The organism is Rhizobium sp. PK7-22, from assembly GCF_056530405.1.
In genome coordinates this window covers 664,405-676,727 of sequence record NZ_CP096513.1, presented here as the reverse complement: position 1 = coordinate 676,727, position 12,323 = coordinate 664,405, and the positions used below count along the sequence as shown (strand labels likewise).

Annotated in this window: 12 protein-coding genes and 1 pseudogene; 8 read left to right on the top strand and 5 right to left on the bottom strand. The window is 57.1% G+C overall.

Annotated features, from left to right (window positions below; all coding sequences use genetic code 11):
• Window positions 1-153: 153 nt before the first annotated feature.
• On the bottom strand, window positions 154-1,170 hold the full coding sequence (locus M1E10_RS03405) for a LacI family DNA-binding transcriptional regulator (RefSeq protein ID WP_499172718.1): 1,017 nt from the start codon (window positions 1,168-1,170) through the stop codon (window positions 154-156).
• Between the two features lie 132 nt (window positions 1,171-1,302).
• On the opposite strand from M1E10_RS03405, the gene M1E10_RS03400 reads away from it, so the two are divergent.
• From M1E10_RS03400 to M1E10_RS03375, 6 genes are all read left to right on the top strand, one after another.
• A complete protein-coding gene (locus tag M1E10_RS03400) occupies window positions 1,303-2,337 on the top strand; it encodes a Gfo/Idh/MocA family protein (protein ID WP_499172716.1) in 1,035 nt (344 codons plus the stop codon).
• A 50-nt stretch (window positions 2,338-2,387) separates the two neighbouring features.
• Window positions 2,388-3,254, top strand: coding sequence for a sugar phosphate isomerase/epimerase family protein (locus M1E10_RS03395; RefSeq protein WP_499173462.1), 867 nt, complete (start codon window positions 2,388-2,390; stop codon window positions 3,252-3,254).
• Between the two features lie 77 nt (window positions 3,255-3,331).
• Window positions 3,332-4,567, top strand: a complete 1,236-nt coding sequence (locus M1E10_RS03390) for an ABC transporter substrate-binding protein (protein WP_499172715.1) — start codon at window positions 3,332-3,334, stop codon at window positions 4,565-4,567.
• Between the two features lie 118 nt (window positions 4,568-4,685).
• A complete protein-coding gene (locus tag M1E10_RS03385; RefSeq protein WP_499172714.1) occupies window positions 4,686-5,588 on the top strand; it encodes a carbohydrate ABC transporter permease in 903 nt (300 codons plus the stop codon).
• Window positions 5,585-6,412, top strand: a complete 828-nt coding sequence (locus M1E10_RS03380) for a carbohydrate ABC transporter permease (protein ID WP_499172713.1) — start codon at window positions 5,585-5,587, stop codon at window positions 6,410-6,412. The genes M1E10_RS03385 and M1E10_RS03380 overlap by 4 nt, the downstream gene beginning before the upstream one ends.
• On the top strand, window positions 6,409-7,479 hold the full coding sequence (locus tag M1E10_RS03375; RefSeq protein WP_499172712.1) for an ABC transporter ATP-binding protein: 1,071 nt from the start codon (window positions 6,409-6,411) through the stop codon (window positions 7,477-7,479). Before M1E10_RS03380 ends, M1E10_RS03375 begins: the two co-directional genes overlap by 4 nt.
• Before the next feature lie 189 nt (window positions 7,480-7,668).
• Here M1E10_RS03375 and M1E10_RS03370 read toward each other — a convergent pair.
• The 4 genes and pseudogenes from M1E10_RS03370 to M1E10_RS03355 form a co-directional block, all read right to left on the bottom strand.
• A pseudogene (locus M1E10_RS03370) lies at window positions 7,669-7,755 on the bottom strand (DUF6481 family protein); the annotation flags it as partial.
• Window positions 7,756-8,037: 282 nt separating this feature from the next.
• The gene (locus M1E10_RS03365) at window positions 8,038-8,325 is read right to left on the bottom strand and encodes a hypothetical protein (RefSeq protein WP_499172711.1); all 288 of its coding nucleotides are present in this window, start codon (window positions 8,323-8,325) and stop codon (window positions 8,038-8,040) included.
• Window positions 8,326-8,635: 310 nt separating this feature from the next.
• Window positions 8,636-9,556 (bottom strand): NADP-dependent oxidoreductase, encoded by a 921-nt coding sequence (locus M1E10_RS03360; RefSeq protein WP_499172710.1) that lies wholly within the window; start codon window positions 9,554-9,556, stop codon window positions 8,636-8,638.
• A 9-nt stretch (window positions 9,557-9,565) separates the two neighbouring features.
• Window positions 9,566-10,051, bottom strand: coding sequence for an ester cyclase (locus tag M1E10_RS03355; RefSeq protein ID WP_499172709.1), 486 nt, complete (start codon window positions 10,049-10,051; stop codon window positions 9,566-9,568).
• Between the two features lie 47 nt (window positions 10,052-10,098).
• Between M1E10_RS03355 and M1E10_RS03350 the strand changes: the two genes are divergently transcribed.
• Together M1E10_RS03350 and M1E10_RS03345 are read left to right on the top strand one after the other, a co-directional pair.
• On the top strand, window positions 10,099-11,013 hold the full coding sequence (locus M1E10_RS03350) for a LysR family transcriptional regulator (RefSeq protein ID WP_499172708.1): 915 nt from the start codon (window positions 10,099-10,101) through the stop codon (window positions 11,011-11,013).
• Between the two features lie 388 nt (window positions 11,014-11,401).
• Window positions 11,402-12,079 carry a class I SAM-dependent methyltransferase gene (locus tag M1E10_RS03345; RefSeq protein ID WP_499172706.1) on the top strand — a complete coding sequence of 226 codons (678 nt, stop codon included), beginning with the start codon at window positions 11,402-11,404 and terminating at the stop codon, window positions 12,077-12,079.
• Window positions 12,080-12,323 lie beyond the last annotated feature (244 nt).

Sequence of the window (12,323 nt, the reverse complement as noted above, 5' to 3'; positions counted from 1 at the left end):
CGACAACTGCAAAGCGACACCAAATCTGACTAATGAAAGCGCTGAACCCATCGCAAACCTCCTATTTGCAACAAAGAGTCAGAATCGTCGGCTGCTGGGAATCCCCACGAGAGTCACATTCACTGAAGGTTGGTATAAGGCGGTAGTTCGGCCTCAGCTACTCTCACCTTCAATCAGGGTCATCGGCCAAACCATGCGTTTGGCTGCATCGGGGTAGTGCACCTTATAGTCCGGCATGACCGACAACAGACCTTCCGCGAGGCTTATGCCGAGATCGCGGAGAGAAAGACTGAAGCAGGTAAGGCTTGGTTTGAGAAACTGAGCCTGCGGGCTCTGCCGCCCGATGATGGCGATGTCTTTGCCGGGCATTAGGCCCACCTCTTCAAGCCCCCGGTAAAGCCCCGTCACCAACGTCTCGTTGACAAGGACGACAGCGGTCGGCCGGGTGTCGCACGCCATGATCTGACGAGCCACGCCATAGCCACCCGTTTCACTCGGCGTGGCACGAAAAATGTGCTCCGGCGAAAGCGACAGATTGTGCCGGGCGAGAACCTCATGGGATCGCTGGACGTACAGGTGGCCGAGATTGAGATCGCCATTCGGCCAGATCAGGCCGATGTGCCGGTGACCATTTTTCACGAGCCGCTCAATGGCAACCTCTGCCATGCCCTCGAAATCGAGATCGATCCAAGGCTGGCCGACATCGGTCTGGCTTCGCCCCAAAGTGATGAACGGAATATCGTGACGGGCGAGCAGTTCGAAACGCGCATCGTGGAGACGGGTGGCTGAGAGAATGACGGCATCTGCAAAGCCGCGAGCGACGACGCGCTGGAGATAGGCGTCCGGGTCTTCGTCGGATGAACAAAGCAGTGCGACGAGATCGAGTTTATGACGGGCGAAAACGGTTTGCACGCCGTCAAAGACACTCATGAAGAACGTGTCGCCCTGGCCGGTAATTTCAGGACCCGTCTGCATCATAAAGCCGATGACGCCAGTTGAACCCTTGCGCAGAGAACGCCCCGATTGGTTGGCGACATAGCCAAGTCTGGCGGCGGCTTCGAGAACCCGGCGTCGCGTCTCTTCATTCACATCCGCCTTTCCGTTCAAGGCGCGGGACACAGTTCCTATTGAAATATCTAGATAATCTGCCAGTTGGCGAATGCCCTTCATGAACTGCCTTTCCGCGGACCCAAATGCGTAGCCCAAAACAGTATTGACAAAATCTGGCTCCTGTCCATACTCCCGTAAACGTTTACGGAAGACCGAAAGAGGAGTTTCGGTTTACGTAAGGAGGAAAATTCAGTGACATACAATGCCGTTTTGTGTGGGTGCGGAGCTATGGCCAAAGGCTGGCTCCGAGCAGTCCAGGACACCCGCCACATCAAAGATGCCATGAAAATCGTTGGCCTCGTCGATCTCGACCATGCGACAGCCGAGGCCCTGGCGACTGAATTCAATCTTCAAGATGCGGTTGTCGGCACCGATCTGAAAACCGTTCTCGCCGAGACCAAGGCAGACATTCTGTTGGACATCGTCATCCCACCCGCACGCCATTCGGTGGTCATGGCCGGCTTAGCCCAAGGCTGCCATGTCTTGAGCGAAAAGCCGATGGCAACCTCCATGGAGGAAGCCCAGGATCTGCGCCGTGCCGCCAGCTCTGCGGGTCGTGTTCATGCCGTCGTTCAGAACAGGCGGTTCATTGCCGGCGTGCGCCGCATGCAGCGTCTGGTGGAAAGCAGCGCGATTGGGCAGATCACCGGCATTCATTGCGATTTCTTCCTCGGTCCACATTTCGGTGGCTTCCGGGAAAAGATGGAGAATGTTCTCCTTCTCGACATGGCGATCCATACGTTTGATGCCGCACGTTTCGTGTCTGGCAAGACGCCCCTGTCGGTCTATTGCCTTGAGACCAATCCGGCCGGGTCATGGTACGCCCATGGCGCTGCGGCCAACGCGATTTTCCGCTTCTCGGACGATGTTGTCTTTACCTATCGAGGCTCCTGGTGTGCGGAAGGTGAGCGTACCAGCTGGGAAAGCGCCTGGCGCATTGTCGGCTCGAAAGGCATGCTGACCTGGGATGGCGACGACACTTTCAAAGCCGCCGTTGCCGGAACTGATCCCGGTCTACTCCCCGGCTTTACGTCCATTGATGTGCCTCCTCCGGCCAGAGATGAGGATACCCACGGCCACGCCAGCGTGATCGCCGACTTCCTCGATGCCATCAGCACCGGGCGCGAGCCCGAAACAGTCAATCACGACAATATCAAAAGCCTGGCCATGGTGCTTGGCGCCATTGAAAGCGCCAAGTCTGGCCAACCCGTCGACATTTCAGCATAGGGACCGTGACATTGAGCAACCAACAGGAACAATCCATTCGCATCGGCACCATGGTCAGCGCCTCCAAGGGGCAGGCGGCGGAACGTATCTCGCAGATTGCGGACATGGGGTTTGAAAGTTTCGAGCCTTTTTTCTGGCAGACGACCAATGGTCAGGACATTGCCGAACTCGGCAAGCGCTGCCGCGAGTCGATTGGTGATCGCGACATCACCATCTCGACAATCGGCATGTTCGGCAACCCGCTCGAAGAGACCGACATGGACCTTCAGACGTTGCAGGGTTGGAAAGACTGCATCGACAACGCCCACCATTTTGGCGCAACGTGCGTTGCCGGCTTCACCGGCCGCATCCGCAACAAGCCCCTGCCCGACAGCCTGCCGCGTTACCGCCAAGTGTGGAGTGAGCTGGCCAAGCGTGCGGCGGACAAGGGTGTGAAAATTGCCTTTGAAAACTGCGCTATGGACGGCAATTGGGCAACCGGCGACTGGAACATCGCCCACAATCCGGACGCCTGGGAACTGATTTTCAACGAGACGCCCGATGACAATATCGGGCTCGAGTGGGAACCATGCCACCAGATGGTCTATCTGATCGACCCGTTGCCGCAGATCCGCAAATGGGCTTCGAAAATCTTCCACGTCCACGGCAAGGATGCGACCATTCGGTGGGACGTCATTCGTGAACATGGCATCTTTGGCAAACATCCCTTCGTGTTCATGCGAACGCCTGGTTTCGGCGATAGCAACTGGACCGACATCATCTCCGAGCTACGGTTGGCCGGCTGGTCCGGCTCGATCGACATCGAAGGCTGGCACGATCCGGTTTATCGGGACGCATTGGAAATGACCGGGCAGGTTCACGGGCTCAACCACCTGAAACAGGCTCGCGGCGGCAGCTTCGTCGTCGACCCGGTGTAAATCGTTCAACGCAGCACGGCAAGGAGGAGGCCGGGCCGCGAGAATGGACATTCTGGATAACCACAAAGGAGGAAATTATGGGTATCCGTAATTATTCGATTGCCATCGCAACAGCGCTGGCAGCAAGTGCATCACTCTTTGCGCTCACTGCACAGGCAGAAGACGTAAAGCTGACGTTATGGTCGCTTGATCGCGACATTCAGCCTGCCCCCAATCTCATCAAGGAATTCAACGCCCAGAAGAACGGCATCCAGATCGAGTATCGTCAGATTCAGTTTGACGATGTGGTCAGCGAAGCCATGCGTGCTTATTCGACCGGCAAAGCACCTGACATCATCGCGATCGACAATCCCAATCATGCCATGTTTGCATCTCGCGAGGCATTTCTGGACCTAACAGATATGATTGCCGGTTCAACGACAATCAAGCCGGAAAACTACTTCCCCGGCCCCCTTGCCTCCGCCACCTGGGACGGAAAATATTACGGAGTGCCGAAAGCGACGAATACGATTGCGCTCTACTACAACAAGGATCTGTTCAAAGCCGCGGGCCTCAACCCGGAAAAGCCGCCGCAGACCTGGGATGAGTTGCTCGAGACCGCCAAGAAGCTCACCGACCCATCAAAGAACGTTTACGGCATCACCTTCTCGGCCAAGGCCAATGAGGAGGGCACGTTCCAGTTCCTGCCCTGGGCACAGATGGGCGGCGCCACCTACAAGTCCATAAACAGCGAAGGCGCCGTCAGGGCGTTGACGATCTGGAAGCAACTGCTGGATGGCAAAATGACCTCTCCCGATACCTTGACCCGCAGCCAGTGGGATTCCACGGCAACCTTCAATGCGGGCAATGCGGCGATGGCCATATCCGGACCTTGGGAAATCGACAGAATGGTGACCGATGCCAAGTTTGACTGGGGAACCGCGCTTTTGCCAGTGCCGCAGGAAGGTGCCGAACGCTCTTCCGCTATGGGCGACTACAACTGGGCGATTTTCTCCAACACCAAACATCCCGAAGAGGCGTTCAAGGCGCTTGAGTTCTTCGCCTCCAAGGATGTCACCATGTACAAGGACTTCGGTCAGATCCCCGCCCGTTCCGACCTGCCGATCCCGCCGACCGGGAATGCGCTCAAGGATGCGGCCCTCAAGACCTTCGTGGAACAGCTGAAATATGCCAAGCCACGCGGTCCTTCGCCTGAATGGCCGAAGATTTCCAAGGCAATTCAGGATGCCGTCCAGGCTGCGCTGACCGGACAGATGGAGCCGAAAGCCGCGCTCGATCAGGCTGCCGAGAAGATCAAGCTTATCGAAGGCTGAGGCAAGACTGCCTTTCTCAGGAGCCGATGGCATTCGTGCCATCCACCTTTTCCTCCCGCAAGGAGCTGTCTCGTTCATCAAGAGCGGACAGCTCCACACCGGCTCTTATAGGGTTTCCATGAAAAGGATACTTTCCAGCATCACGGATGGCCGCGGCTTCGACATCGGGCTCGTCGCAATTCCCTTTGGCTTCCTGTTTCTTCTCGCCGGATTGCCCTTGCTCTACAATATCCTGATGAGCTTTCAGGAAGTGGACATGTTCAGTCTGGGAAGCATCATCAGGCCCTTCGTCGGCTTCAAGAATTACATCGACCTTTTCAAACAGCCCGAAACCCTGCCTATTCTCTACAACACCGTTATCTTCGTGGTCGGCTCGATTGCCGGCCAGTTTCTAATCGGGTTCGGCCTTGCACTGTTTTTCTGGATCAATTTTCCAGGATCGTCGTGGCTGCGAGGTCTTTTTCTAGTTTCATGGGTCATGCCGGGTTTGGTCGTCGGTGCAATCTGGAACTGGATACTCTCGGGGGATTTTGGCGTCCTCAACTTCTTTCTGCGTGAAAGCGGCCTGATTGACAGCAATATCTTCTGGCGCTCCGACCCCGATTTCTCTCTGTGGGCGGTTGTCCTGGCCAATATCTGGCTTGGCACATCGTTCAATATGATCCTTCTCTCCGTCGGTCTTTCCGCCATTCCAGGCGATCTCTATGAAGCCGCTGAACTGGACGGCGCAAACGCCTGGCAGCGCTTCTGGACCATCACTCTGCCCATGATGCGCTCCACCATCGGTGCGATCATTTCGCTCGGACTGATATTCACCCTGCAACAGTTCGATCTGTTCGCCGCAATAACGGATGGCGGACCGAACAACTCATCCAATGTCGCCCAATACTGGGCTTGGGACCTGTCCTTCCGGCAATACGACTTTGGCAAAGGCGCGACGATCTCGGTCATCATGACCGTGTTCGTGATGTTTGCGGCGATCGTCTATGTACGCTCGACCCGTCATGAGGTGCGCGGATGACTGAAACCAGCCGAAACCGCCTGATGCTCGCCATCGCCATCATCATGGCGGCGATCTATCTCTTTCCGCTCTACTGGATGTACGTCACCGCGCTCAAAACGGGTTCGGAGATGTTCGCGACGCCGCCGAGCTTCTGGCCATCGACAGCGCAGTGGAACACCTTCGTCTATGTCTGGGAAAGCCGGAACATGGGGCGTTACCTGTGGAACTCGACATTCATCGCGTTCGGATCGGTCGCTCTGATCGCAGTTCTCGGCACTGGCTGCGCCTATGTGCTTGCGCGTTACCGTAACCGCTGGGTCGACGTGGGTCTTTTTCTCATCCTGATGCTCCAGGTTTTGCCCGCATCCTTGATGATCACCCCCATCTTTGTCGGGTTCTCCCAAGTCGGATTGCTGGACTATCCGCGTTTTGCTGTCATCCTGGCGATTGCGGCAAAGAGCATGCCGTTCTTCGTGGTGTTGGTGCGGGCGACATTCATGGCGGTGCCGATGGAGCTTGAGGAGGCCGCATTGGTCGATGGCAACTCCCGCATCGGCGCATTTTTCAACATCGTGCTGCCGCTTGCCCGCAACGGCATCCTTGTCAGCGCCATCCTCATCTTCATGCAGGCATTCGGAGAGTTCGTCTATTCGAAGTCCATGATCCAGAGCATCGAATTGCAGCCCGCAAGCGTTGGTCTCAACTCGTTCATGGGTCCAAACACCAGCGAATGGAACAACATCATGGCCTATGCCACGATGTACGTGACTCCAATCCTTGCGATTTTCGTCCTTCTGCAGCGCCGCATCGTTTCCGGCCTCACATCGGGAGCTCTTAAATGACCAATCAAATCGAATTGTCGGGCGTCAACAAATATTACGGTGCCTACCACGCGCTGAAGAACATTGACCTCACCATTCGCAAAGGCGCTTTCGTCGCCCTTGTGGGGCCGTCCGGATGTGGCAAATCAACGCTTTTGCGTTCGCTCGCAGGGCTTGAGACAATCTCGGAAGGCGATCTGGTCATTGCTGGCGAGCACATGAACAATGTCCCGCCCCGCAAGCGGGATCTGGCCATGGTGTTCCAGTCCTATGCGCTCTATCCGCATATGACGGTCGAGAAGAACCTCACCTATAGCCTGCGCATCCGCGGCACCAAAAAGGCGGAGGCGAAGAAGGCGGCGGAGGACGTGGCCGCCGTTACCGGCCTGTCTGATCTGCTGCATCGCTATCCTCGCGAGCTTTCCGGCGGGCAGCGGCAACGCGTCGCAATGAGCCGGGCCATTATCCGCAATCCCAAAGCATTTCTGTTCGACGAGCCTCTTTCCAACCTCGACGCGGCCTTGCGTGTCCATATGCGCAAGGAAATCAGAGCACTGCATGACCGGCTCGGCGCAACATCGGTCTATGTCACGCATGACCAGATCGAGGCCATGACAATGGCCGATCACGTCGTGGTCATGCGCCAGGGCGTGATTGAGCAACAGGGTCAGCCGCTTGAACTCTATGACCGCCCGGTCAACCGGTTCGTTGCGGGATTTATAGGGTCTCCGGCCATGAATTTCATTCCGGCAACGACCGGACCGGATGGAAAAAGCCTCATCCTGGATCTTGGCGAGCCGCAGACTATTGCTCTCGACCGTGTCATCACTGCCAACCGCAAGCTGGTAGTCGGTCTGCGGCCGGAGCATCTCAGTATTGCCGAGGATGGAAAAGGGTTGTTGAAAGCGCCAGTTGCCTTGGTCGAGTCCACAGGATCAACGACCTACCTCACCACGGCGACCACGCCCGAATGTGTGGTCGTGGTGAACGGACGTGTGCCACTAACCGGCGGCCAAACCGTAGGACTGGATTTTCAACAGGGGCATATTCATCTGTTCGACGCGGAGAGCGATTTACGAATTGAATAATGGAGTGCTGTGGCGCCGAATGTGCCCACGAGCCTGCCGGCGGGATATCGGCTGGATAGTCCGCTCGACGCTGTTGCTCCCGAACTCGACGCGGCCGTCGGTCAGGGATAAATTGGGAGCGTCTTGAGGCTCCACATCCAGGCCCAATGCCCAGATGTTCGTCCGTCTCTCGTCTTCGCCGACCGAGACTTAACCCTGACGTGCTTTGCGGTTTGCATAGCGGCGATCACGCTCGGCTTTGCGTTCAGCATCATCTTTGACGACCCGCGCAACGAGCTCGTCCACGGTTGCTTTGCATGCATCTATTTTAACTGGCTAACAATGTCGCAGTCCTATCCAGCTTTGACAGTACGTGCTTTCAGACACTGAAGCCACCTTAGCAAACCTGTCGCCGGTTCGATTCCTTTCAAGGCGTTAAGGAACTCGTCCCGCACATTGTCCGAGGCCATATTTGGGTGATAACTGCTGCAGCAAGCGCAGCCGGGGAATCGCAAGGCAAGGTCGTTCAACCCTTTCGGGAGCGCCCTCTTTTTACCAGGATGGCTCGAACGGTTGCCGTCAATCTCCAGACGCGTAGAGTAGCGAGATGTCGCGATGGTGCGATTGGCAGCGCGCTCCCTCCGACTTCACCACTGCGCGTTTTTGCTCAAGGACAACTACGCAACCATTTTTATAGCTGTATTGCCTATCGCCGCCGCTGAGGATTGTTTGCACCGGCACCTCATCCATTGGTCTTTCGTCAATATCGGTGGCGTCGGATCCTGTAATCTTGTTGTCCGGTTCCGCTGAACAAGCCCAAAGGGTTGCGGTGAGCAGCACGACGAGGATACCGAACCGGCTATTCATTGGCTTCTCCTAAATGTAACAGCAGGTTGGCACCAGGGTGGGTCAAAAAAGGGGCAGGACGAGACGCCGCCCCCCCCCCCAAGAGCCCGTCCTCAAAATGGTCAATACCGACGGGCAACATGAGCTAGCACTTGACATTGCCTGGCTTTAGACGGCGCTCGATGTGGATCGGTCTGCATGAGCGAAGCCACTGCCCCTTTGAACGGTCCGTCCTCTGTTCTCGCGGAAATCACCGTTCGGGGCGCTGAGAACTGAGGGAGAATAAGCCGGGGGAAAAACACCGCCCGGCTCGTTGTTGCCATAAGGAAGATCAGAAACTCAAGAGTATCTTGCCGCGCGCCCTGCCAGAGGCCTGGCGCCCGAAGGCTTCTGCGAACGAGGTGATGGGGAAAATACCGTCGACCAGCACCGTATGCCCCTTTGCGCCCATCGCCTTGACCAGATCCGAGAGCCATTTTGCGTTCGATGTATGGAACACGAACCCACCTTCGACCTTGTGGGCGGCCGCGAGTGCCTGGTCGGGCGGAGAGACTGTCGAAAGCAGCTTACCGCCACTGCGCAACACCTCGAATGAACGCTGTTGTGTCTCCCCGCCGATCGTGTCCAGCACGACATCGATGTCGGTAACCTTGCGCGCAAAGTCCTCGGATCGATAATCGATCACCTGATCGGCACCCAGTTCGCGCGCGATCTCCACACCGTCTTCCGACGCGGTTGCGATAACCCGGGCGCCAAGCCCTCTGGCGAACTGAATGGCGAAACTACCGACACCCCCGGTACCCGCATGCACCAGCACGGTCTGGTCGGCCTGAAGATCTGCCATCTCTACGAGAGCCTGCCATGCTGTCCCTGCAGCGGTTGGCAATCCGGCTGCGCTGTTAAAGTTCAGATTTTCCGGAACAAGCACCAGTTGGTCTTCCGGCACGATGGCGTAGTCCGCAAAGGCGCCGCCCTTGGTCGGGTCAAGCCGTGCCAGAACCCGGTCCCCGGCCCGCCACCGCGAGGTCAGTGAACCCGTCTTCTCGATCGTGCCGGCGAGGTCCGTGCCCAGGGTCGACGGAAAGGTGAGCGGGAAATAGGCGTGCACCTGACCGCGCTGCAGCTTGACGTCGAGTGGGTTAAGGGCCGCGGCTGCAATGCGGACGAGCACCTCACCGTTTCTCGGCTCCGGAGTAGCTATGTCCTGCAGGAGAGGGGTTTGCTCATAGTCTGAGAGAATGATCTGTTGCATTGTCAGCTCCTAGTTCTTGACAGGCCAAGCGCCCATCTGGGCGAACCAGCCCATCCAGTCTTCCATGTGCCAGGTGTGGGTAATCCGGCCGTTCTCGAAAGCATGGAATTCATGGATCGGAAGCGAGAATTCGAGGCCGGTCGGGGCGACCCCGAACCAATCTGCGACGTGACGTCCGGTTATCACTGCGCGGACCGCAGCCTTGTCTGCCCCCCCGATCACATCGACTATCTCGATCTTGGGGTCAGCGAATGCCTCGGAGAATGCGGCGATCATGGGCTTGAATCCGTCTCGGCCCGCTGCCTGCCCGGGAGCAAGCGGGATGTCCTGCCAATCGAGAACGACGCTTTCGTCGAGAAGGGAAGGGTTTCCTTCAAAAGCCCTGTAGAAGGTGCGAAGCGTCTGTAGATCGGCGACGCTTATTCCGCTGAATGATGGTTGTTTGTTGCTCATATCAAAATCTCCTGGTTGACGATGAGCAACACTACGTCGCATGTTTTCATGCTTGAAATCGATATCGCGTATACCGTAACATCCGCGGAATGGATCTACATGGAATTGACCTGAACCTGCTTGTCGCCTTCGATGCGCTTATGGCCGAGCGCAGTGTGACGCGTGCAGGGGTAAGAATCGGACGCACACAGCCGGCCATGAGCGCCGCGCTATCGCGTCTTCGGGCCCTTTTGCAGGATGAGTTATTTATTCGTGGCTCAGGCGGTTTACAGCCGACGCCGCGCGCGCTTGACCTCGCCGAACCGCTTGGCCATGCGCTGGCGGAAATCCAGCGGACGCTGGAGTTTACGCAGGTCTTCGACCCCTCTAAGTCAACCGTCACACTCTCGATCGGCTTGTCAGAACACGCGGCGTTTGTTGTCCTGCCAAAACTGCTTGCCGTCCTGCGAACTCAGGCGCCGGGTATCGTTCTGCGGATCCGCAACTTTGACCACCGCGACGCGGTTCTCTCACTTCTGGATTCAGGGGAGGCAGACCTGACCGTCGGTGTTCCGCACACGCCGGCCGGTCGCATTCTGAGCGAACGTCTGTTTGAGGAGACTTTCGTGTGCGTCCTTCGCAAAGACCATCCGTACGCCGACGCAGAGTTGACGCTCGACGCTTTTCTTCAAATGTCGCACTTGCTTGTTTCCCCCGAGAACGAGCGGTTCGGGATGGTCGATGCCGCGCTCGGTAAGCTGGGGTTGCGGCGGCGCCTTGCGCTCACCCTGCCACAAATGTACGCAGCGCCTCCGCTCGTCGCTTCGTCCGACTTGATAGCGACGCTGATGAAGGGCGTCGTCGAAGCTTCCGGGTATCGCGAACAGCTTCACGTCCTGAAGCCGCCATTGGAACTTGGCACTGCGAAGTTCGACATGGCATGGCACAGGCGCAACGACGTTCACCCCGCGCAGCGCTGGCTGCGTGAGGTGATCCAATCACTCTTTGAAAGGGCAGCGACCTAGAGAGGGGACTGCCGGAAAAATTGACTGCTTCCAGGGGTATAGCTCGTCTCATTCTTGGCCGCGGAGGTGCCGCGCCGCGCGCGACCAGTCTTCGATCGCCGTGCCCTTGCGAGAATTGACGTGGCCCGCCTTGCGTAATCCAGCCATGGCCCTGCGAAATGCTGCCGGATCGGTTCCCATGCTTTAGGCGAGAACCTCAGATGTTTAAAGGCTCCTTCACCTGCGCGATGTGCAGAAGCACATGCAGTACGTCCGACGGCCTTGTACCTCTGTTTTATTGCTTGCCTCGATAGAAAAGTTCCTTTCTTGGATATTCATGTAACATCTATTGATGCATGAAACGACAGTGAGTTATAGATCGTCAACTGATACATGACTTAGGTGAATTATGAGCGACATTCGCAACCATTTCCTGAACCCAGCTTCCGTGAGCAACTATGCCCACGACACGCCACGCAGGGTGCCGGGTCTGGCAGATCTTCACAAGATGACGACTCTGCTTCTTGCCGAACAGGCGCCTGCAGCTGCGCATATGCTGGTCGTTGGTGCCGGTGGCGGCATGGAAATCAGGGCCATGGCAGAGGCAAGACCGTACTGGCGGTTTACCGGCGTCGATCCCTCGCGAGCCATGCTGGATATTGCTCGCGAAACGACCTCGATCTGCGCGGAGCGAACGAGCCTCGTTCTCGGCACATCAAGTGATGCACCCGCTGGTCCGTTCGACGGCGCCACATGCCTTTTGACACTGCATTTCCTCGGCAGAAGTGAGCGGCTGCAAACCCTGCAGGAGATACGGAAACGACTTAAGCCAGGCAGTGTTTTTGTCACGGCCCATCATACGGCTGCCGACGGACAAGCAGAAACCTGGTTGGCGAGATCCGCGGCATTTGCCGCAGGCTTTGACTCTCCTACTGGCGAAACTGCGGTATCGGCCAGGGCAATGGCAGAGCGACTGCCGCTCCTGACTTCATCACAGGAAGAAGACTGCTTCCGTGAGGCAAACTTCCAAAAGCCCGTCCTGTTTTACGCTGCCCTTTCGTTTCGCGGCTGGGTCATGACCGCCTGATGGATCGGACAACTCGATGAGGATAGCTCAGCAGTGGTTGAAGTGTTTAACTTCGGCTGGTTGTTATGCGTCACTGTTTCGTCTTCCGGCACCGTGCCACAGGGGCATAGACAAGCATGCCACATACTTGATCGAGGTCTTTGAAAAAACACGCTGGTTCGAATTCGTGCAAGGCGGAAAGAGCGCCGTATGACTTACAAGCCTTTGCGAAAAAGAGTTGCGAGGCGGCATCCTCTCCGGGGCA